Annotated in this window: 23 protein-coding genes and 1 pseudogene; 10 read left to right on the forward strand and 14 right to left on the reverse strand. The window is 57.4% G+C overall.

The genetic code is table 11. The annotated features are described in order from the left end of the window. Positions 1-187, forward strand: a pseudogene (locus tag CU102_RS16170) (IS630 family transposase); the annotation flags it as partial. A gap of 594 nt (positions 188-781) precedes the next feature. On the opposite strand, the gene CU102_RS16175 reads toward CU102_RS16170, so the two are convergent. Beyond that, complete coding sequence (locus CU102_RS16175) at positions 782-1,708, reverse strand: Gfo/Idh/MocA family protein (RefSeq protein WP_106712282.1); 927 nt, start codon at positions 1,706-1,708, stop codon at positions 782-784. A 202-nt stretch (positions 1,709-1,910) separates the two neighbouring features. Between CU102_RS16175 and CU102_RS16180 the strand changes: the two genes are divergently transcribed. Continuing rightward, positions 1,911-2,684 carry a bestrophin-like domain gene (locus tag CU102_RS16180; protein WP_106712283.1) on the forward strand — a complete coding sequence of 258 codons (774 nt, stop codon included), beginning with the start codon at positions 1,911-1,913 and terminating at the stop codon, positions 2,682-2,684. Between the two features lie 201 nt (positions 2,685-2,885). After that, positions 2,886-3,143, forward strand: coding sequence for a YjhX family toxin (locus tag CU102_RS16185; protein ID WP_106712144.1), 258 nt, complete (start codon positions 2,886-2,888; stop codon positions 3,141-3,143). Between the two features lie 45 nt (positions 3,144-3,188). Here CU102_RS16185 and CU102_RS16190 read toward each other — a convergent pair whose 3' ends face one another. From CU102_RS16190 to CU102_RS16225, 8 genes are all read right to left on the reverse strand, one after another. Then, positions 3,189-4,433, reverse strand: coding sequence for a Y-family DNA polymerase (locus tag CU102_RS16190; protein ID WP_106712145.1), 1,245 nt, complete (start codon positions 4,431-4,433; stop codon positions 3,189-3,191). A 112-nt stretch (positions 4,434-4,545) separates the two neighbouring features. Then, entirely contained in the window at positions 4,546-6,336 is a 1,791-nt protein-coding gene (gene recJ, locus CU102_RS16195) for a single-stranded-DNA-specific exonuclease RecJ (protein ID WP_106712146.1), read from the reverse strand. Positions 6,337-6,411: 75 nt separating this feature from the next. Next, positions 6,412-6,987 carry a hypothetical protein gene (locus CU102_RS16200; protein ID WP_106712147.1) on the reverse strand — a complete coding sequence of 192 codons (576 nt, stop codon included), beginning with the start codon at positions 6,985-6,987 and terminating at the stop codon, positions 6,412-6,414. A gap of 185 nt (positions 6,988-7,172) precedes the next feature. Beyond that, complete coding sequence (gene glpX / locus CU102_RS16205) at positions 7,173-8,162, reverse strand: class II fructose-bisphosphatase (RefSeq protein WP_106712148.1); 990 nt, start codon at positions 8,160-8,162, stop codon at positions 7,173-7,175. A 177-nt stretch (positions 8,163-8,339) separates the two neighbouring features. Continuing rightward, positions 8,340-9,656, reverse strand: coding sequence for a homoserine dehydrogenase (locus CU102_RS16210; protein WP_106712149.1), 1,317 nt, complete (start codon positions 9,654-9,656; stop codon positions 8,340-8,342). 72 nt (positions 9,657-9,728) lie between these two features. Continuing rightward, on the reverse strand, positions 9,729-10,946 hold the full coding sequence (locus CU102_RS16215) for an LL-diaminopimelate aminotransferase (protein WP_106712150.1): 1,218 nt from the start codon (positions 10,944-10,946) through the stop codon (positions 9,729-9,731). A gap of 94 nt (positions 10,947-11,040) precedes the next feature. Beyond that, positions 11,041-11,400, reverse strand: a complete 360-nt coding sequence (yidD, locus tag CU102_RS16220; RefSeq protein ID WP_106712151.1) for a membrane protein insertion efficiency factor YidD — start codon at positions 11,398-11,400, stop codon at positions 11,041-11,043. Positions 11,401-11,408: 8 nt separating this feature from the next. Then, the gene (locus CU102_RS16225; RefSeq protein WP_106712152.1) at positions 11,409-11,855 is read right to left on the reverse strand and encodes an iron-sulfur cluster assembly scaffold protein; all 447 of its coding nucleotides are present in this window, start codon (positions 11,853-11,855) and stop codon (positions 11,409-11,411) included. Between the two features lie 270 nt (positions 11,856-12,125). Between CU102_RS16225 and folE the strand changes: the two genes are divergently transcribed. The 3 genes from folE (at position 12,126) to CU102_RS16240 (ending at position 14,312) form a co-directional block, all read left to right on the forward strand. After that, on the forward strand, positions 12,126-12,752 hold the full coding sequence (gene folE / locus CU102_RS16230) for a GTP cyclohydrolase I FolE (RefSeq protein WP_106712153.1): 627 nt from the start codon (positions 12,126-12,128) through the stop codon (positions 12,750-12,752). An 18-nt stretch (positions 12,753-12,770) separates the two neighbouring features. Next, positions 12,771-13,193 carry a phosphoribosyl-AMP cyclohydrolase gene (gene hisI, locus CU102_RS16235; RefSeq protein ID WP_106712154.1) on the forward strand — a complete coding sequence of 141 codons (423 nt, stop codon included), beginning with the start codon at positions 12,771-12,773 and terminating at the stop codon, positions 13,191-13,193. Between the two features lie 144 nt (positions 13,194-13,337). Further along, positions 13,338-14,312 (forward strand): patatin-like phospholipase family protein, encoded by a 975-nt coding sequence (locus CU102_RS16240; RefSeq protein WP_106712155.1) that lies wholly within the window; start codon positions 13,338-13,340, stop codon positions 14,310-14,312. A gap of 19 nt (positions 14,313-14,331) precedes the next feature. Here the strand turns inward: CU102_RS16240 and CU102_RS16245 are convergent, their stop codons facing one another. Continuing rightward, entirely contained in the window at positions 14,332-14,763 is a 432-nt protein-coding gene (locus CU102_RS16245) for a CBS domain-containing protein (protein WP_106712284.1), read from the reverse strand. Positions 14,764-14,873: 110 nt separating this feature from the next. Continuing rightward, on the reverse strand, positions 14,874-15,608 hold the full coding sequence (locus CU102_RS16250; protein WP_106712156.1) for a rhomboid family intramembrane serine protease: 735 nt from the start codon (positions 15,606-15,608) through the stop codon (positions 14,874-14,876). 325 nt (positions 15,609-15,933) lie between these two features. Here CU102_RS16250 and CU102_RS16255 point away from each other — a divergent pair, with 325 nt between their 5' ends. The 3 genes from CU102_RS16255 (at position 15,934) to pip (ending at position 18,355) form a co-directional block, all read left to right on the forward strand. After that, positions 15,934-16,563: a PAS domain-containing protein gene (locus CU102_RS16255; RefSeq protein WP_166648470.1), complete on the forward strand. Its 630-nt coding sequence runs from the start codon at positions 15,934-15,936 to the stop codon at positions 16,561-16,563. Between the two features lie 105 nt (positions 16,564-16,668). Beyond that, on the forward strand, positions 16,669-17,277 hold the full coding sequence (locus tag CU102_RS16260) for a PilZ domain-containing protein (RefSeq protein ID WP_106712158.1): 609 nt from the start codon (positions 16,669-16,671) through the stop codon (positions 17,275-17,277). A 103-nt stretch (positions 17,278-17,380) separates the two neighbouring features. Beyond that, positions 17,381-18,355 carry a prolyl aminopeptidase gene (gene pip / locus CU102_RS16265; RefSeq protein ID WP_106712159.1) on the forward strand — a complete coding sequence of 325 codons (975 nt, stop codon included), beginning with the start codon at positions 17,381-17,383 and terminating at the stop codon, positions 18,353-18,355. A 10-nt stretch (positions 18,356-18,365) separates the two neighbouring features. Here the strand turns inward: pip and CU102_RS16270 are convergent, their stop codons facing one another. Both CU102_RS16270 and CU102_RS16275 read right to left on the reverse strand, forming a co-directional pair. Continuing rightward, positions 18,366-18,908, reverse strand: a complete 543-nt coding sequence (locus tag CU102_RS16270) for a DUF922 domain-containing Zn-dependent protease (RefSeq protein ID WP_106712160.1) — start codon at positions 18,906-18,908, stop codon at positions 18,366-18,368. 151 nt (positions 18,909-19,059) lie between these two features. Next, the gene (locus CU102_RS16275) at positions 19,060-19,575 is read right to left on the reverse strand and encodes a DUF992 domain-containing protein (protein ID WP_106712285.1); all 516 of its coding nucleotides are present in this window, start codon (positions 19,573-19,575) and stop codon (positions 19,060-19,062) included. A 629-nt stretch (positions 19,576-20,204) separates the two neighbouring features. Between CU102_RS16275 and CU102_RS16280 the strand changes: the two genes are divergently transcribed. After that, a complete protein-coding gene (locus CU102_RS16280) occupies positions 20,205-20,813 on the forward strand; it encodes a transglutaminase-like cysteine peptidase (RefSeq protein ID WP_106712161.1) in 609 nt (202 codons plus the stop codon). Between the two features lie 59 nt (positions 20,814-20,872). On the opposite strand, the gene CU102_RS16285 is transcribed toward CU102_RS16280, so the two are convergent. Then, on the reverse strand, positions 20,873-21,400 hold the full coding sequence (locus CU102_RS16285) for a gamma carbonic anhydrase family protein (RefSeq protein ID WP_106712162.1): 528 nt from the start codon (positions 21,398-21,400) through the stop codon (positions 20,873-20,875). Positions 21,401-21,517: the final 117 nt, after the last annotated feature.

Consider the following 21,517-nt stretch of genomic DNA (forward strand, 5'->3'; position numbering starts at 1 on the left):
GAAATATTCCCCCGACCTCAATCCGATCGAACAGGTCTTTGCCAAGATCAAGCACTGGATGCGCCAGGCTCAAAAGCGAACCGTCGACGACACCTGGCGCCATCTCGGCTACCTCGCCAACACCATCGAACCAGACGAATGCGCCAACTACTTTACCAACGCAGGATACGCTTCGGTGAAAACATGAAACGCTCTAGAACTACAAAAAGCAGTAGCGTCCCCACGCCGAATGCGCCGATTTGTAGCATTGCGCACAACATTATATGCGTCAAACCGGCTTGCCTCAAATAAACTGTTGCAGACTCGGAACCCCACTCGATTCCGTGCAGTACTGACACAGGCGAGACCAATGCACTTTTGGTGAATACGCCGAATAGGATTGCTAATAGATAGAAAGCAACAGCGACTAATATCAACGGCGTCCAACTCAAGGAAATCTTATGAGAGTTTTGTGCATTATGAAAAATAATCTGCGAAAGCAACGCAAACACCCCTGCCGCCACTCGACAGCGTCGTAATTAACTGCTGATAGCCTTCGATATTGCTTATAAGATCAGAAGCAACGTTTTCCATGTCGATTCAGTATCATGATTTTACTTCATAAACATAGTAGTATTTCGAGCAACTCAAAATCATTATCAATCAAGCTGATGTTATCGGTTTGCATGTCCGGCATGTACCTCAGCCCGCATACTATAACGAACATGAGTACATCAGCTATGGGCGATTTATATAGGTGAACAGTTCGTCCCTCGATGGGCCAGTAACCCCCATCGCCCCATCAATCGAAAAAGGCTTCCACGACCTTGCGCTTGCCGAGCAGGAACGCATCGGCCACGTGGCGGAGCGGCGCTATATCGACATCCGACGTACCGGATTTTATGATTTCGGCAAATCGGCAATAAAGTGCCGGGTATTCCTGCTCCGGTTCGGAGAACACGAGTTCGCCATTGATCGACAGCTTCGCGCCACCTTCGGCGAGGACCATGGTACCAGCTTCGGTCTCGGCAACGATATCCCAGGTCTGCTTGCCGGTTTGCCGCCAGTCGAACACAGCGTGGATGGGCATGTTGGCGGCATCCTTGAAGTGCAGTTCGGCGGCAATGGGTGCGTCGCAATTCTCCGGGAATTCCAGCGTCGCCGCGGTGATGAAAGCGGACCTCGGCAATATGTGCGTGACGATCGACAGCGCGTTGATACCCGGATCAAAAACGCCAAGCCCGCCAGCCTGCCAGATCCAGGCCTGGTTCGGATGCCAGTGACGCACGTCTTCCTTCCAGATGACTTGCACGCTTTTGATTTGGGTGGACGCCAGAAATGCCTTGGCAGGCTCGACGGCTGGTGCATAGCGCGAATGCCAGCTTGCAAAGAGCGATACTCCTTTGGCTGCAGCCGTCGCTTGCAGATCAGCGACTTCTGAAAGCGTCGCTCCGGGGGGTTTCTCAAGAAAAACATGCTTGCCGGCCGAAAGCGCCGTGTGGGCGGCTTCGAAGCGATATTGTGGCGGCATGCAAAGAGAAACGGCATCGACCGACGGCACCGCATCAAGCATTTCTTCGATGGATTTGTAGGCCGGAACACCGTCGACCGTGCCGTGGCGGCTTGCGGTCGCGACAAGATTGAATTCCGCACTCTTGGCGATTGATGGCAGATGCTGGTCGCGAACGATCTTGCCGACGCCGACGATGCCGAGATTGATAGGGGGCATGTTATAGACTCGCTTTGGTGTTTCGGCGGAAAGCATGCCCTATCGCAGCCGACATTTGAAGGACACTCAGCTCCCCCAGTAGCGTTTTTCTCAAATACACGTACATTGCTCCGTGGGGAAACCACCGGTTGTATTCATGCTGCTGCCTTCGCGCCATTCGCCGCGCGCTGTCAGCCGAAGCGGCCGTTGGCGGGAGGCACGCATGGGGTTGGGGATTTTCATCGGGTCCATTTTCATCGGCGGGACCATCGCGCTGACGCTCGCCTGCTATTTCCTGATGCGGTGGATCAGTGGCAGCGAGCACGAGACGCACGAAAGAGACCTGGCGAGCTCGGTTGTCTTCCGTGTCTCCGCCCTGCATGGTCTGATCCTGGCGCTGGTTTTTGCCCAGGAGATGTTCAGCTATCAGCAGCTCAGGCTTCAGACCGCCACCGAGGCCAATGCCGTCGCCGATATCTATTTCGATGCCGGGCGCTATGGCGATGCCGAAAAGGTGCCGATTCAGAAGGAGCTTTCTGACTATATCCGCGTCGTCATCGACAAGGAGTGGCCGGGGCTCGGTGAGACCAACCGGCTGTCGCCGGAAGCCTGGGCGCAGTGGGATGAAGCCTATCGGGCGATCCTCGACCTTGTGCCCGCAAATCCGCGCCAGCAAAGCCTGCGCGGCCATATGCTCGACCGGATCTATCTCGTCTCGGAAAGCCGCACCAAACGCGAGAGCACCGTTGCCGATTCCCTCAGCGGGATATTCTGGTTCGCCGCCATTTCCGGGGTGATCTTCATCGCCCTCGCCTATTATTCCTATCCGCCCATGCGCCGCAACATCGTCTTGATCTCGCTGTTCGGCGCCTATACGGGCGTTATCCTCTTTCTCATCTTCGCCTTCTCCAACCCCTACACCCAGCCCGCGGAACTCAGTCCCGGTCCGTTCCTGCGGCTGCAGGAACAGATCGCCGCCCTGCCGCCGGCAAGCTGATCCACTTTGACATCGTTCATCCCCGCATTATATATCGGCCATCCACCATCCGATGGAGTTCTTATGTCTTCTCAGTCTGAGTCCCGCTAGGGCCCCAGCTTCCTTGCAAGTTGGGGCGTGAAAACAGGAGCCCCGCGCCGATCGCTCGGCTGCGGATGCGTTCTCATGGGCTTTTGGCCCGTTTTCCTCAGGACTACAGACATGGACATTTCGCGCGACGAACAGCGCATACTTCACCTGCTCGCCCAGGGCGGCAAAATCATAGCTGAAAAGGACGAGCGCAAGACCATTCGCGAGATCATCTGCCTTACCCGCGATGGCTCCCGCTACATGGCCTGCGATCTGCGGCTGTTTCGCAAGCTGAAGCAGAAGCGCGCCATCGCCTCCGCTGGCGGCGGACCTTACCGGGTCACCCGCCGCGGCCTCGAACTGGTGCGGGCGGAACCCGACAATCGATAGAGGACAGGCCGGCGGTGCCGATGAGGTGCCGCCGGCCTCCGCGATTCAAAAATCTTCCGGCTCGGGAATGCGCCCGAAGGCGATCTTCGAGCCGATATAATTGCCGGGGCCATTGACCGGACCGAGATTGAGCGCCTTCGATCCATGGCGAATGCGCACCTTGTCGAGCATGTCCGACACACGTTCCCACTGGCCACGCTGTTTCACATTCCCGCCGGTGTCGAAGAGATCGCGGCTTGCCTCCTCCTCGCCGGAAAGGTTATGCAGCACCACCGTGACATTGCTGATGTTACGCATCTCACCCGACTTGACCAGTTTCTCGTGCAAGCCGTTGAGACAATTCAGGAAAGTGTGGTCGTCGCGCGCCGGACGGAATTGTCCTTCCAGCGTCACGCGGCTGTCGCGCCTTACCCCGATCGTATAGCTCATCGCGCCGGCACGGAAATGCGAGCGGCGCAGGCGGCGGGCGGCGCTCAGGGTCAGGAGCCTTGCGCATTGCAACACCCGCTCCGGCGCGCGCCAGTCCGGCGGCAGGTTGCGGCCATGGCCGAACATACGCTTGACCGTCTCCGGCTTTTTCACCGCATAGCCATGAAGCGCCGAAACGAAGCGCTCGCCCTCGACGCTGTTCCAGATGGCGCGGGCATGTTTGGGCGCAAGCCCCCAAAGCCCGGCAATGTCCGTGACACCGGCCTCGCCGAGGCGCGCCGCCATGCCCTTGGATATACCGGGCAGGTCGCGCAATTCGAGGTCGAGCAGCCTCCCGGGCAGGTCGGCATGATCTAGCAGCACGAAACCGTCCGGCTTGTCCATTTCCGCCGCGATCTTGGCGAGAAGCTCGTTGACAGAAATGCCGATGGAACAGGTAAGCAGCGGCCCGATCTCATGGCGCAAGGCGCGCTTGATCCGCGCCACCAGCGCTTCTGCGTCGCGTGCTTCCGACGCCAGCAATGTGCAGGTCACCTCGTCGATGGAGCGAACGGCGGCGATCGGCACGCAGCGTTCGATCGTCTCGAGAATCCGGTTATGCAACTTTACGTATACGTCCGGTCGCGCCTCGACAAAGACGATATCCGGGCACTTTTCCTTCGCCTCACGCACCGACGTCGCGGTCTTGATGCCAAAGGGTTTCGCCTCGCGGCTTGCGGCGATGACGCTCGTATGTGGCGAGTCGAGCGGCACCACGGCAACGGGGCACCCCCGCAGCGCCGGATCAAGCTGCTGCTCGGCGCTGGCAAAGAAGCTGTCGAAATCCAGGTACAGCTTTTCAGGATGGGTAGGCTTACGCATGTTCAAGCTCTCAGATGCGAACAAAACTAGAACATATCTCGTGTAAAAATGGAACAGGAATCTGCAGGAACTGTAAGGAAGTTCTCAATTCCTGACCTGAGGTTTGGCGATCTCATACCGCTTTTGCGGCGTCAAGGATGCGGAATTGCGTTGTGGTCGACCCGTTCCAGTGGTTGAGCGCAAGGTTTCCCGCCACATGCAGAGACTGACCTAACTCCTTGAAAAGAAAGTCGCCGAGCGGGCTCCCTACAGCCCGGAAGGCGATGGCGTTGATGCGCTTGCCATCTGCGCCAGCCAGTGTCGCCTTGACATGGGCCGTGCCGACCATCCGGGCGTCGACCAGCCGGTGATGCGGCAGAACCAGTACCGGTTGCGGGTGTCCGGAACCGTAAGGACCGGCCTTCTCGAGCGTATCGTAGAGCGGCACAGTCGCACCAGCAGCGCTGAGAGCGCCATCGATGGCAAGGGACGCATTGCAGCGCAGCTCGCCGACCATTTCGCCAGCGTTCTCCTCAAAAAACGCCCGCAAAGCGCCGAGTTTGGCCCGCTCCACGGTAATCCCGGCCGCCATGGCATGACCGCCACCCTTGACCAGCAGGCCCTGTTCGACAGCGCTTCGCACCAGTTTTCCGAGGTCGAAACCATTGATCGAGCGGCCTGAACCGCTGCCGGTGCCATTGGCGTTGAAGGCGACGGCGAAAACCGGACGGCGCGTCCGCTCCTTCAGCCGCGCCGCGATCAGTCCGACGATGCCGGGATGCCAGTCGTCGCTGGCGGTGACCAGCACCGCAGGTCCGGTGCCGGCGGAAAGCTCGACCATTGCCTCGGCCTCCGCCTGTTCCAGCATGATGGTTTCCATCGCCTGGCGCTCCTGGTTGAGCCGGTCGAGCTCTTCGGCGATGCGCATGGCTTCGTTCGGGTCGTCGAGCGTCAGCAACCTGGCACCGAGGCCGGCATCGCCGATCCGCCCGCCCGCATTGATCCGCGGCCCGACAAGGTAGGCAAAATGAAAGGCGTTCAGCGGTTCACCAATGCGCGAAACACGCGCCAGTGCGGCCAGCCCGACGTTCTGCTGCGCGCGGGCCACCAGGATGCCCTTGACCACGAAAGCCCGGTTGAGCTCCTTCAACGGCACCACATCACACACGGTCGCCAGCGCCACCAGATCGAGCAGCGATAGAAGGTCCGGCGCAAGCACGCCGGTGGCGATATGCTGCTCGCGTATGGTGCGCAATGTCTGCACCAAGGTGAGAAACACCACCCCGGCCGCGCAGAGATGGCCCTGACCCGACAGATCATCCTCGCGGTTGGGATTGACCACCGCATGCGCCGCAGCCGGCAGCTCGCCGCCAACCTGGTGATGGTCGAGAACGACCACTTCGGCCCCGGCAGCCTTCGCCGCCTCGATGGCAGCCGCGCTGTTGGTGCCACAATCCACCGTGACGATGAGCGATGCATGCCCGGCAAGCTCCTGCATTGCTGCCGGATTGGGGCCGTAACCTTCAAAAATCCGGTCCGGGATGTAAATCCGGTTGGCGATGCCGTAATGGCTCAGGAACCGCGACAGGATCGCCGACGAACAGGCGCCATCAACGTCATAATCACCGAAAATCGCCACGCTCTCGTGCGTGGCAATGGCGCTGGCGATGCGCTCTGCCGCCCGGTTCATGTCGGTCAGTGATGCGGGATCAGGCATCAAACTCTTGATGGTAGGCTCCATGAAGGCCGCAGCCTCATCGAGGCCGACACCCCTGCCCGCAAGCACGCGCGTAACGAGGTCGGGAAAGCCGTGGTTCTGCGCCATGGCGAGCGCGATGTTTGCCTCGCGTTGTCCCAGCCGGTCGATCCATTTCAAACCGGTGGCCGATTGTTCAACGCCGAGGAAGAGCCGCTCAGATATCATCCAAGCGTTCAATCATCCGCGACGCCTGAATGCAATGCTCCTTAAGAGGTATCCAACGGCAATTGCCGTGGAGGGTCAATTTCCAGGCCCAGGCGGCAATGCCAGTTCGCTCACGGCCTGAGCCATGGACGAAGCGAAATCCGCGAGTTGCCGGTCAACAACCCCTTTTGAGCTCAGTCTGTAATTCATGACCGGCTGTATGAGCATGTAACGGCCAAGCACGCCGGTGGCGCAGACCAGAAAATCGTCCTTTTTCTGGGGATCGTCGGAACTGACACATGCCATCGCCCTGTTGCCATAGCTGACGTTGGTCCGCACCGCAATCTGATTGGGCTGGGTGCTGTGATACTGAAACGCCTGGTCGAGCAGGCTGCGCACCACGGGATCGTCCGGTCCGTCCCTTACCGGATACATGCCGGCGACATTGCTGGCCCTGACCCCAGTGATCGATACGATCGCGCGGGCATCGACACCCGCATATTCGGCCGTCGCGCTGAAATTTTGGGCGTCACTGGTGCGGTTTATAATAGTGAATGGTCCAGAGGTGTCGGGCAGCCCCACCAGAATGTCGCTGGAGCGGTAGCCCTGGATCAGATCGAGATCAGCTTCCTGCGCATGCAACGGAGTAATCGCGGCTGCAAGCAGGACCACTATACAACTGGCTATTCCGTACCGGATATCCATGGCTGTCCCATCGGAATGAATTCCTCTGAGATCAAAATAGCAAAAATCATTTGATCCCAATAGGGTACAGTCAAAAATGTCAGCGAATTGATTAAAATGGAGCCGCCGGCCCCTCTCGAGACCGGCGGCTGATATCGACGCGGCGGCTTTCCTTACTGAAACTTGGCCATGTCCTGGTGCTTGGCCTTGATTTCGCGCACCGTTTGCGAATGCGAGCGCATCACGACAGTGTGCGTCTGGATATAGTCGCGGGCAAATTTTACGCCGGATAGCATATTGCCATCGGTAACGCCCGTCGCGGCAAACAGCACATCGCCCTTGGCCATTTCTTCCATGGTATAGATCTTCTTCGGATCGCTGATGCCCATTTTGGCTGCGCGAGCGATCTTGTCGTCGCTGTTCAGCTGCAGACGGCCCTGCATCTGGCCGCCAATGCAGCGCAGCGCCGCGGCCGCCAGCACACCCTCCGGTGCACCGCCAATGCCGATATAGATGTCGATACCGGTTTCATCCGGATCCGTGGTGTGGATCACGCCGGCCACGTCGCCATCGCCGATCAGGCGTATGGCAGCGCCCGTTGCACGCACTTCTTCGATGAGACGGGCGTGGCGTGGACGATCCATGATGCAGGCGGTGATTTCATTGAGCGGCACGCCCTTGGCCTTGGCCACGGCTGTGATGTTCTCAATTGCCGGAGCATCCAGATTGATGATGCCTTTCGGGTAGCCCGGTCCGACGGCGATCTTTTCCATATAGACGTCAGGCGCATAGAGGAGATTGCCCTTTTCGGCGATCGCTATGACCGCCAGGGAGTTTGGCAGGTTCTTGGCGCAGATCGTCGTGCCTTCCAACGGGTCGAGGGCGATATCAACAGCCGGTCCGTTGCGTGTTCCGACCTCCTCGCCGATGTAGAGCATCGGTGCTTCGTCGCGCTCTCCTTCGCCAATCACGACAGTACCGGAGATGGGCAGGCGGTTAAGCTCCTGGCGCATGGCATCGACAGCGGCCTGATCGGCTGCCATCTCGTCACCGCGTCCGCGCAAGCGCGCTGCAGCAACAGCGGCGCGCTCCGTTACGCGCACGAGTTCAAGGGTCAAGATACGATCGAGGCCTGCTTCAGTCTGGTCGGAAGTTTTCGGCATAATGTTTCCTGCGTTAGTGTCGAGTTGCCGTATTTCGAATAAATACAGCGCTGCTTAGCATCGGTATGCAAACCTTTTGTCAAAGTCACAACCATGCGGCAAGAGCCGACGGGCAAGAAAAACCTCTCGTCGAAAAAGCTAATCGATTAAACGGGGTAGCGGGGTTTTTTGAACAGGTCACCCTGCCCGTTCGATGCGGATCATCTGCGGTTTGTCGGTTGCATGGCCATCCTTGACGATGCCCTCGAGCGCCTTCTTGACCGCCGCTTCGGTCGTCTCGTGCGTCACGAGAATGACCGTTTTCGTTGCTTCCGGCTGATTGTCGGCACTCTGGCGCTGGACGATCGATTCGAGCGAAATATCGTTATCGGCCATGCGCTTGGCGATGGCGGCGAACACGCCCGCACGGTCGTGCACAGTCAAGCGAATGAAATAACCGCCCTCGTGCGCGCGCATCCTCGCGCGTTTATAGGGCGCCAGCGCCTTCGCCGGTGTGCCGAAGACAGGCCCGTGCTGGAAGCCCGGACGGCTCTTCGCTATATCGGCAAGATCGCCAATGACAGCCGAAGCCGTTGCGGCGCCGCCCGCGCCGGGACCCGACAGGAGCAGTTCGCCGAGCAGATCGGTCTCGATTGCAACGGCGTTGGTCACGCCGTGCACCTGGGCAATGACGGATTCGACGGGCACCATCGTCGGGTGTACGCGCTGCTCAATGCCACTGTCGGTTTTCAGCGCGACACCCAAGAGCTTGATACGGTAACCGAGTTCGTCTGCTGCCCTGATATCGGCCAGCGAAATATTGCTGATGCCTTCGAGATAGATGTCATCGGCAGAAATCTGCGTGCCAAAGGCAAGGCTCGTCAGGATCGCGAGCTTGTGCGCGGTATCGTTACCCTCGATGTCGAAGGTCGGATCCGCTTCTGCGTAGCCGAGCCGCTGCGCATCAGCGAGGCAATCCTCAAAGGAAATGCCCTCGTCCCACATGCGCGTCAGGATGTAGTTGCACGTGCCGTTCATGATGCCGTAGACGCGCGAAACCGTGTTGCCGGTCAGCGACTCGCGCAATGCCTTGATGACAGGAATGCCGCCCGCAACCGCCGCCTCGAAGTTCAAAAGCACACCCTTGTCTTCCGCAATCTTGGCAAGCGAAACGCCGTGTTTTGCAAGGAGAGCCTTGTTGGCAGTAATCACGTGGCGCCCTGATCTCAATGCAGCCTCAACCGAAGCGCGTGCAGGGCCTTCGTCGCCGCCGATCAATTCAATAAAAACATCGATATTGTTGGATTTGGCCAAGGCAACGGGATCATCGAACCATGTGGCGGACGAGAAATCGACTCCGCGGTCACGCTTCTGATCGCGTGCCGATACCGCGGTCACGATGATTTCCTTGCCGCACTGGCGGGTGAGCATTTCGCCCTTGTCACGCAATATTTTCAGGACTGAGGCACCAACAGTGCCCAGTCCGGCGATTCCCACGCGCAGCGCTTCACTCATCGTTCAATTCCCTGAAATTTCGCTGAAGCGGCGCCGGACGGCGCCGCGGATTCCGGTACAACGTGCGTCGGATCAAAGGCGCGCGTTCAACGGAATGACGTTGTGCAGTTTTTCATCGGCGGTTGCAAGAAACCGCTTCAGGCTGCGAGCCGCCTGTCGAATACGGTGCTCGTTCTCCACCAGTGCGACGCGGATATAGTCATCGCCATGTTCGCCAAAACCGATGCCAGGCGCGACGGCAAGGTCGGCGTGCTCGATCAGCAGCTTGGAAAACTCCAGCGAGCCTAGGCTGCGGAACTTTTCCGGGATGGGCGCCCAGGCGAACATGGTTGCGGCCGGCGACGGGATTTCCCATCCGGCGCGCCCGAAGCTCTCCACCAGCACGTCGCGGCGATGCTTGTAGACATTGCGAACTTCAGCAATATCCGAGCCATCGCCATTCAGTGCGGCAGCTGCGGCAACCTGAATTGGGGTGAAAGCACCGTAGTCGAGGTAGGATTTGACCCGCGTCAGCGCCGAAATCAGCCGCTCATTGCCGACGGCAAAGCCCATGCGCCAGCCGGGCATGGAGAAAGTCTTCGACATTGAGGTGAATTCGACCGCGACATCGATCGCGCCTGGCACCTGCAGCACGGATGGCGGCGGCGCGCCGTCGAAATAAATCTCCGAATAGGCCAGATCCGACAGAATGATGATCTCATTCTTGCGTGCGAAAGCCACAACATCCTTGTAGAAATCCAGCGATGCCACATGGGCCGTTGGATTGGACGGGTAGTTGAGGATCAAGGCGAGCGGCTTGGGGATCGAATGGCGAATCCCGCGCTCCAGCGCGGGGATGAACTGGTCATCCGGCTTGGCCGGGATTGATCTGATGACGCCGCCGGACATGATGAAGCCGAAAGCGTGAATCGGATAGGTCGGATCGGGGCAAAGCACCACATCGCCGGGCGCCGTGATGGCTTGCGCCATGTTGGCAAAGCCTTCCTTCGAGCCGAGCGTCGCCACGACCTGCGTATCGGGATTGAGTTTGACGCCGAAACGGCGCTCGTAATAGGCCGCCTGCGCGCGCCGCAGACCCGGGATACCCTTGGACGAAGAATAGCGGTGCGTGCGCGGATCCTGGACGGCCTCGCAAAGCTTGTCGACAATACTTTGGGGTGTCGGCAGATCGGGATTACCCATGCCAAGGTCGATAATGTCCGCACCCGCCGCTCGCGCGCTCGCCTTGAGGCGATTCACCTGTTCGAAAACGTAAGGTGGGAGGCGGCGAACTTTATGAAATTCTTCCATAGGGTTGGGTCCGGTAAAAATGGGTTGAATCTGCGCGTGCGCTATACACCCAATCGACACGCCGGTCGAGCAGTCATTATGGATTGAACCGGGCTCAGGAGCGGTGAAGTCGCCAATAACGCCAAGGCAGATACCAAACCAAGCGACTGTCGAGCGTTGTGGGGACAGGGTCCAATCCCTGTGTTCCACCAGGACCGCAGCGCATGAAACGGAACAAGCCCATCCAGCCTCCCGTCCACAAGCCATAGCGGGCAATCGACTCGTAGGCATATTCCGAACATGTGGGCAGGTGGCGGCAAGAGTTGCCAATGAAACCGGACAATGTGAGCTGATAGAAGCGCACGAGGCCGGTTCCCAGCAGACGGCCCGGTGTCTTCGGCCAAGGTCCCCGCCAGTTGCGTGAATATCTACCGGGATTCGTCGGCTTATGCTCGTGCGCTTGCTGATCACACATAATCGATCTCAGGCCGCTGCTTCGGCAGTTTTCTTTTCAATCTGGTTCAGGCAATCGACGACCGCATCAAATGTCAGCATCGTGGAATTGTGGCGTGCCTTGTAGTCTCGCACGGGTTCAAGGAATTTGAGATCTTCGAAACGCCCTTCCGGCGGCGCTCCATTCTCCTTCAACATCTTGAACATGGCCTCACGGACGTCCCGCAACTCCTGAGCGGTGGCGCCAATGACATGACGGGCCATGATCGAGGACGACGCTTGCCCCAACGCACAGGCTTTGACGTCGTGGGCGAAATCGGAAACGACGCCGTCCTGCATCTTGAGATCAACAGTGACGGTCGAGCCGCAGAGTTTCGAATGGGCAGTCGCCGAGGCATCCGGATCCTGCAGACGGCCGAGCCGCTGGATATTTCCAGCAAATTCCAGAATACGCGCGTTGTAAACGTCGTTGATCATGATGGGTGCTTGTTCCTCGACACAGCGTTCACCGCAAACACATCATTGTGCGCCGCTTTGACCCCTATTAATCTCGAATTCCCTCTCTATATAGTATGACAGTGACCTAGCACAAAGTCGCATAGATTAAATTATGTGATGGGGTAATATGGTCAGGTATGGATCGAAGGTTCATACCCACATCAATACACCGTCCGTCCCTCAGGGAACGACTATCGTGTATTGCCGTTTAACTCGTCGCTCCTTTGAGGGCGACTACGGGAGATCGCGATGGATGCGGTAATCAAGAACTTGCAGTCTGCGGCTGTTAAGCAGGACAACAAACGGCGTCCGACACAGGCAGAAGCAGAAGCGGCCGTCCGCACGCTACTGCTATGGGCGGGTGACGATCCTGATCGTGAAGGACTACTGGACACGCCGGAACGCGTGGCGAAGGCCTATAGGGAGCTGTTCTCCGGATACTCGCAGGATCCGGCCGATGTGCTTGGCCGCACCTTCGAGGAAATCGCCGGGTATGAGGACATTGTCCTTATCCAGGACATTCCGTTTTTCTCGCATTGCGAGCATCACATGGTCCCAATCATCGGCAAGGCGCACGTCGCGTATCTGCCTGATGGCGAGAAGGTTGTCGGCCTGTCGAAAATCGCCCGCGTCGTCGACATTTATGCGCATCGTCTGCAGACGCAGGAGGCAATGACGGCACAGATCGCCAATGCCATCCAGGAGTCATTGCAGCCGCGTGGCGTCGCCGTCATGATTGAGGCCGAGCATATGTGCATGTCCATGCGCGGTATTCGCAAATCCGGTTCGATGACGACGACGACGACGTTCACCGGCACCTACAAGACCGATGTCAACGAACAGGTGCGTTTCATGACCCTTGTTCGAGGCCGGTAAGCGCTAGAACTGGCACAGATGACTTCCTTTCCCAACTCGCTCAGCGACAAGCACGAGAACGAAGAAGGCGCGGTGTTTGCACCGCGCTTTGACGCGTCGGGACTGGTGACGACGATTGTCACCGATGCGCAGGACGGTCACCTGCTCATGGTGGCACATATGAACGCCGAAGCGCTGCAACTGACGCTCCAAACCGGGATCGCGCATTACTGGTCGCGTTCGCGCAAGACGCTATGGAAAAAGGGCGCGACCTCCGGAAATCTGCAGACGGTCGTCGAAATGCGCACCGACTGCGATCAGGACGCGCTCTGGCTGAAAGTGACCGTGGCCGGCGACGGCCCGACCTGCCACACAGGGCGCAGATCCTGTTTTTACCGTCAGGTCGTTACAAACGATGGAACCTCTTCGCTCGTCATGACTTCGGAAACCAGCACCTCGTAAATCGCGTAATCGTCATTAGCGAACTCTTAATCCTATTTCCTTGGTTGGCTAAGCGGTCACAATTACGCAATATTCATCCTTGAACACTAATATCGCAATCCATGCAGGGGTTATTGAAACAGTACGACTTCAGGAGTGTGTGCCATGCTCGAATGGGCATCGCGCCGGTTGCGCGCGGCAGAACCGATCGGCATCAGTGATAATCCGGACGTGCCAGTAACGACGCCGGAAAAGCCTCGCGACAGCAAGACACCTATTGCCTTGGCGCTTGGCGGCGGTGCTGCACGTGGATGGGCACATATCGGGGTGTTGCGCGCGCTGGACGAAGCAGGCATCGAGATTTCCATGATCGCCGGTACTTCGATCGGTGCCCTCGTCGGCGGCTGCTATCTTGGCGGCAAGCTCGATCAACTCGAAGAATTCGCGCGCAGCCTGACCAAACGCGGCATCTTCAGCCTGCTCGACCTGAGATTGGGCGGCAATGGCCTGTTCGGCGGTATGAAGCTCGATCGCCGCCTGCGCGAACATCTGGAACAACTATCCATCGAACATCTGTCCAAGCGGTTCATCGCTGTCTGTACCGAAATCAATACCGGGCATGAGATCTGGCTGACGCGCGGCAGCCTGATCACCGCGATGCGGGCTTCCTATGCCCTGCCCGGAGTGTTCGAGCCCGTCGAATGCAATGGCCGGACGCTGGTAGATGGCGCTCTGGTGAATCCTGTCCCCGTCGCGGTTTGCCGGTCTTACGAACACCCTCTGGTAGTCGCTGTGAACCTTCATTATGACCAGTTCGGCCGCGCCGCTGTGGTCAAGCATGCGGCAGAACCTCCTCATCCACATGCAGGTGACGGCGACGCGTCAGGCTCTCGCTTCGGATCGTCCTACACCAAGCGCCTCGGCATTACGGGCGTCATGATGGAAGCCTTCAACATCATCCAGGACCGGATCTCGCGCGCGCGCATGGCGGGTGATCCGCCTGATATCATGCTGATGCCGAAAATCGGCCATGTCGGGCTTGCCGAGTTTCACCGCGCCGACGAAGCGATCAAACTCGGCTATGAAGAAACGATGGCGCGCCTCGGCGAACTGGAACGTATGCAGAAACTGGTGTTCTAGCCGCTCCTTGAGAATGGGTTCAGGCGGTTGCGATATAAGTGCGGATATCTTCTGACTCGCGTTCTACCTCTTCAATGCGAAGTTTGACGACATCGCCGATCGATACAATGCCGTGCAAATGTCCGTCTTTCTCGACAGGCAGATGGCGGAAACGGCCCATGGTCATTATCTCCATGACCTGGTTGACCGTATGCTTTTCGCTGCAGACCTTGACCTTCATGGTCATGGTTTCGGAGATTGGCTTCCACAACGCATCAGCGCCGTCCGACGCAAGCGCCCTGACAACATCCCGTTCAGACAATATGCCCTTGATGGCGTTGTTTTTATCACAGACAACAATTGCACCGATCTTGTGTTTGGCCAGCATTGTGACGGCATCGCCTAACGTCGTTTCCGGTGTGGTACTGAATACGTCGTAGCCTTTACGTTCCAGGATCAGTTTAACAGTCATGTACATCCTCCTTGCACACTGGCCTCCAGGTCTTCGGAAATCCCCCGGATTACATCAGATGACCTCATCCATCGTGCGCGTATGTTGCGTTTATTGCAACCGATTTGCAACTATACCAACAGATCAGCATCGATGCGATCATCATCACGCCGGTCGAACAGGGAAATACCAAAAAAGCCGACCAGAAATCCGCCAATATGGGCTTCCCAGGCGATGGTTGCCGAGTTGTCGACGCCGACTGACAGGAGGCCAGTCAGCATGTTGGTGACAAACCACACGCCGAGAAACACCAGTACTGTCCGCATCCGCAAAGCTACGCCAATTGGCAGGATGTCGCCGACAAACGCCGCGGAATTACGCAACGGCGACCGGCGGAAGCCAAAACGTGCGGCCGCGCCCATCATGCCGGATACGGCGCCGGACGCGCCCACCAAGGGCGCTGTACTGTCTGGATAGACCGCATAATGCGTCATCACTGCAGCGATTGATGTGACGATCCAGAACAGCGCCATGCGAAGCGGGCCAATGCGCGCGGCAAGCGGCGACCCGAACGCGGCAAGCCAGATCATGTTCAGCGCTATGTGCGCGATGCTGCCATGCATGAACGAATAGGTAACGGTGGTCAGCCATGCCGCCGGCGAATAGAACCCGCCATATTCGGAGAACCGGGCCGGAATGAAGGCAAAATTCCAGAGGAAAGCGCTGCTCTGGCCGTCATCCAGTATATAGGCTTCGAGAATGAAGACGATTCCGCATATAGCCATAATGGCCAGTATGACGCCCGGAATATTGAATACCGGCTCCCTGCCGGATGAGTGATTTCGGACATCCACTGATTTGTTCATACGCGCTTCACACTCTCCAACTTGCCGGTGTCGGCACGCTAGCCGGTTATCGCGCCGCAAGCAAAGCTTGAAAGAAGACCGTCGGGCAGAAAAATGGCCGCTCAGTGGTGCTGAACGGCCGTTAATTCAGGGATATTTTGGATATGCAAGTTGTTTCGAAGACGTTGTCTCATACTGATGTTCGCACCACAATCGAAACCAATCATTAACCTTAATCGAGTCCGGCGGTGGAGCTTGCCGCATGATCGGTAGCGTCTGTGTTTCGTGGATGCCAGAGTCGGAATCACCCGACTAGCGCGCTGGTCTCCGAAAGCAGATGAATCCCATGCGGCATGATGCAACAAGCGAACTCTTCGGCTACTGGAACAGGCTGCGCGGGACGCGTGCGGCGCCGGAACGCAAGGAAATCACTCCTGCCCCGATGCGTTCTTATCTCGCAGACACCTTTATCCTGCAGGCAAGCGGAACATCCGAGCCACGGTTTCGTCTGGCGGGGACCCGCATCTGCTCCATTTACGGACGGGAGTTGAAGGGTCTCTCCTTTGCGTCGCTTTGGCACACACGGGACAAGAACACGATCTCCCGGCTGGTCAAGAACAGCATGACCAGCAAGTCCGTCGTGCAGCTAAACTACGAAGGCAGGAGTGCCCGTGGCCGCAAGGTACTGTTAAAATTGCTTCTCTTGCCTCTCGCCAGTGAGGCGAACGAACAGCATTTGATGGGAATGATCACCGCAATTGGCCGGCCATTCTGGCTAGAATCGGATGCGATCGTGGAGAATCGCATTCAGTCTGTCTCGATCATCGACCCTCGGAATCAGGTAGTACCCGGCATCGATCCGATCCACGCTAGGATGGAGGCCGCCGCTTCCGTCCCATTGCCCTCCTCGCGGACTATTGTCAGCCGCAAGGTCGGGCATCTGCGCGTCTTCGACGGCGGAAAAATCACCGAATAGGTTAGCAATTCGTCAGCATCGAGCGGGCGTGTTACCTTGGCATTAAGACTTGTGACCTAGTCTGCGCATATCCGCCACTGTCGATTCAGCAATCTGGACAGCTTCATGCAACTATACCGTGACGATTCGAGCCCCAACCCTGCCGCCACGGGCAAATACTACAGCGTGAAAGTGCAGCTTTACGGCCGCTTCATGCTCGAAGACCGTACAGAACATGTCTGCCAGATCGAAGAAATGTCTCCCGGCGACGTTATTATCACCACGGACGTGTTAGCGAACAACGGTGAACGGGTGATTGCTTATATCGATCACATCGGCCGTGTCGAAGGCACCGTGGAGCGCATGGTTCGAGGCGGGTTTCTGCTGTCCCTGGTCGCCTCGGACCGGAAGAAGAACAAGATTGCCGCCCAACTGACATGGCTTGCCAACAAGCATGAGCTGGACATGCCGGAAGACCGGCGTCACCAGCGTATTGCGCCGCGCAATCCGATCACGACGCTCGCAATGGCCGACGGACGCCAGTACCCCTGCCGCATCATTGATCTGTCGATCTCGGGCGCGGCCATCGAAATCCGCATGCGCCCTGCCCTGAACAGCCAGGTTATTCTCGGCTCCATGCGCGGACGCGTCGTTCGCCATTTCGAGGAAGGCATTGCCATCGAATTTGCTATAGTCCAAAGCCGCGAGGCGATCGACATCGCGTTCGAACACTAATCCATTCTATTCAATATTGATAATAACGGCTTGAATGTCATGAGACATTCACAGAGATCGCCGATGAACGCCGGAGCATTGCCCAGCTTCACCAGGTCTTTAGATGCCGCAGCTTTATCCCCACATTGAACCATACGACAGCGGTATGCTCGACGTTGGCGACGGCAACAGCATCTATTGGGCCACATATGGCAATCCTGACGGCATGCCTGCTGTCATCCTCCACGGCGGTCCAGGCTCCGGCCACTCAACCAGATCGTTGCGATTTTTCAATCCGGCCACATACCGGATCAATGCCTTCGATCAGCGGGGGTGCGGTCAAAGCACGCCGCATGCGGGCGATCCGGCAACCGATCTCTCCGTTAACACGACCGCGCATCTGTTGGGTGACCTCGAATGTCTGCGCCAATATCTGGGTATCGATCGATGGCTGGTGTTTGGTATCTCATGGGGCTGCACCCTCGGCCTTGCCTATGCAATACAGAATCGGGACCGAACTGCTGGCGTGATCCTCGTTGGCGCCACAACAACGCGGCGTTCGGAAATAGATTGGCTTTACAGGGGGCTTGCTCCGCTTTTTCCTGAGCAATGGGCCCGTTTCCGGGGCGGTGCGCCTGAACGTGAGCGCGATGGCGACCTCGTAGCGGCCTATTATCGCCTGTTGCGAAATGCCGACCCGGACATTCGCGTGAAGGCCGCGCAAGACTGGCACGATTGGGAAGCAGCGTCGATTTCCATTGATCCCAAGCCATCGGCAAAATGGGCCGATCCGTCTTACCGTATGGCCCGGGCCCGCATCGTGACCCACTACTTTCACCACAACGCCTGGCTGGAAGACGGAATCCTTTTACGACAGGCCCACATCCTCAATGGAATTCCAGGTGCGATGATACAGGGACGGCTCGATCTTGAGGCACCGCTTGTCACAGCGTGGGAGCTTTCAAAGGTCTGGAACGATGGCGAGCTCATTATTGTGAACAATGCCGGCCATTCTCCTGAAGATAGCGGAATGAGCGAGGCGATTGTCGCTGCTACAGACCGCATGCATGACAGGGTTGGCGCGCGGTCACCAGCATAAGTCGGCTCTTCTAGGCACCATTTACCAATGTCAGGATCATCTGATGGATATTGCCGCCCTGGCTGAGTTCGGTCCGGTCGAAATCCCGGCTTCGCTGCCGCTGTGCCAATGAGAGCTCGGAAAGACGCTTTGTCATCTCGATCTTGATCTTCTGGCAGTTGGGGTCGTTTGGGACAGACAACCCCACGGTGGCGGCCTCGATCGCCTTCACCATATCCTTGATCATGTCGCCATGCACCACTTCGTGGCTGCGAACACCGGCGATGAACGTGTCCCAATTCTTTTGCGCCTCGGCGGGCAGCTGTTCGGTCGGCTTGGGCAGCGTATAGGTAATGATCAGCTTCGGCCGCGCCGAAACCAGGGTGCAGGCATCGCCCTGCTTTTCGTATTTCCGCGTCCACGTCAGCTTGAAATTTGTGTGCGCGATGGCGCGAACCATGCCGCCGACCTTGGGACCTTTGCCGCCGATCGACGCATAGAGTTCCGCACCGGATTTTCCGGTGATGGCGTAAGGCGCCACCTTCTCGACAGCTTGCCACTCTGCACGCGCCATTGCGGGTGACCATAGCAAGCACACCGCAAGCAACCCCAGTCGAACGCCTGTTTTCAAGCGAGTCCCCGTTACGTTGAATATATCATCTGCGAATTGCGGACCTTTCACTACTCCCTTCCGCCGTCGCGGAAGGGAATAACGATAATGGCTCTTAGTTCACCGAGGCAAGAGTCATGGACGTACCGGTAGCAGCTACATTGAGGCCAATCTGGCCGGTGACGCTGACTGGCTGGAGATGGACCGAGCCAGAAGTACCGCCAAACAACACGTTGGTGCCGATGCCGGCGCCGACGGTTGCCTCTGCAGTCGCGCCCTTATAGAGACCGCTCAGCGAGCCGTGCCGGTAACCGGCTGTCGGAGCAAAGACTGCCCAGATGACCCTGGTGCGTGTGGTGAAGCCAACGTCGACGCCCAGTTTCCTGATTGCCCCGCTATAACGATCCAAAGGTTCGCCACTGAGTGCAGAATAGAAACCGCAGTCGATTTCCTTGGCTGATCCGAGAACGTAGCCGATTCCGCCACCGACGAAGCAATCGAGGAAACCAATCTTCACGCCGCCGCGTAATCCCTGGTCCCGGTACACTGGGACATCGGCAGCATCAGCCGCCGCCGCACCGGCAAGAACCAGCGATGCTGCGCCAAGCGCTATCGCAAAAATCCTCTTCATCATTCTCTCCTTCTCAAACGGTGACCGGAACACCGGGACCGGTCGTCCCGCCAACAAACTCCGCATCAGATTACCACGCAGAGCAATTCCAATCGACGAAAGTGAAGCATCACCTGTCAAAGAAGCGTATGGGGATGCAGTACCAGATACCTCACAGTTCAATCCCCATTAGGACATTTTGACGGCGTCAGGGCTGACTGCTTTTGTCATTTTACAACGCTGGTTCGATCGCCACCCTAAGCATGCAATTATAGCGCTCAATGGCCCAATTTGCGCGCGCAGATCTCGCTCGCCTGCGATTTTTTTGATAGTTTTATCCATTCGCTTCACGTCTCGCATATTTTTTTGGCCAAAATGCCACGAAACTCTGGCGAGATAGCTGCAATCCTCGTTCCGGCATTAAGGCATCATAAATCAAATAATATCCCGAGCAACGAATGCTTAATGCTGTTTTTCTTCAACAACATCATTTATAACTGTATTTAAATAAAATATTAATAGTTATTAATACATAGTTATAGTCTAATTCGTTTATTTTTTGCTACTGATTTGATTCATATTTACTGATCGACATTTCCGCTCGATAAAACTCTCTCTGCCATTGTCGTCTCAACCGGGGAGACGACGGGATGATAAAAAAGACAATTCTGATTGGGGCAGCGCTTCTGCTCACATGTATGACCGCACTGGCAAACCCAAGCTTGTCGACCGCGGCAATCATGAAGACTGGCGCACGGACATCGCAGCCAATTGGACACTACGAATTTTGCCAGACCTACAAGAACGAGTGCAACATAAAGAACGATGCCAGGCCGACGCCTTTGACGTCAAAGATCTGGACGCTGCTGGTTCAGGTCAACGGCAGCGTCAACGCCAAGGTTCAGCCCGCCACCGATATGGATATCTGGGGTAAGGCGGAAGTCTGGTCGTATCCGACAACTGTCGGCGACTGCGAGGATTATGTGCTGTTGAAGCGGAAAATGCTGAACGAAAGTGGAATTCCGCTCGGCGACCTGTTGATCACTGTCGTCCGCCAGATGAATGGCGAAGGACACGCCGTCCTTACGGTTCGCACCGACCGCGGCGACTATGTGCTGGACAATCTGGAACCACGCATCAAGCCCTGGAATGAAACGAACTACGATTATCTCAAGCGCCAGGCGGCAAACAACACCGGCGCATGGGTATCGATTAACGACGACCGTCAGGTTCTGGTTGGCAGCATCGAAACGCAGTAGGCCACAATGCCCGCCAGAAACAAAGGCCAGCCCGGAAATGCGGCTGGCCTTTGCCAATTTCAGGCGATCTCCATGCCGCGCATGAACCGTTTGCCATTTTCGACATAATGCGCGGCAGACAATCTGAGCTGCTCAATCGCGGCTTCATCCAGCGTGCGCACCACTCTCGCGGGTGAACCCACGATCAAGGAATTATCCGGAAATTCCTTGCGCTCGGTGATAAGTGCTCCCGCCCCGACAAGCGAATTCTTGCCGATCCTCGCGCCGTTGAGAACAATAGCGCCAATACCGATCAGCGAATTCTCGCCGATGGTGCAGCCATGGAGCATGGCGCGGTGGCCGATGGTGCAACCCGCACCGATTGTGAGCGGGTAGCCCATGTCCGTGTGCATAACCGAGTGCTCCTGCACATTGGTGTTGCGGCCGATGTGGATCAGTTCGTTGTCACCGCGCAGGACCGACCCGAACCAGATACTGACATTCTCACCGAGATAGACCTTGCCGATCAAGGTGGCGTCCGGCGCTATCCAGTTCGACTTGGGGTGTTCAAATTGTGGTGCGTGTCCATCAAGTGTGAATATTGGCATTGCATCTCCCCGGATTCTGTATCCGCAACCTTAGCGAACTGCCGGATGGTTGGCGAGATTGGGCGACCCACGGATTCTTCACATTCGATTAACCATAAATCAGCACTCTTTCAGCTA

It is taken from the genome of Phyllobacterium brassicacearum, assembly GCF_003010955.1.
Lineage (GTDB): Bacteria > Pseudomonadota > Alphaproteobacteria > Rhizobiales > Rhizobiaceae > Phyllobacterium > Phyllobacterium brassicacearum.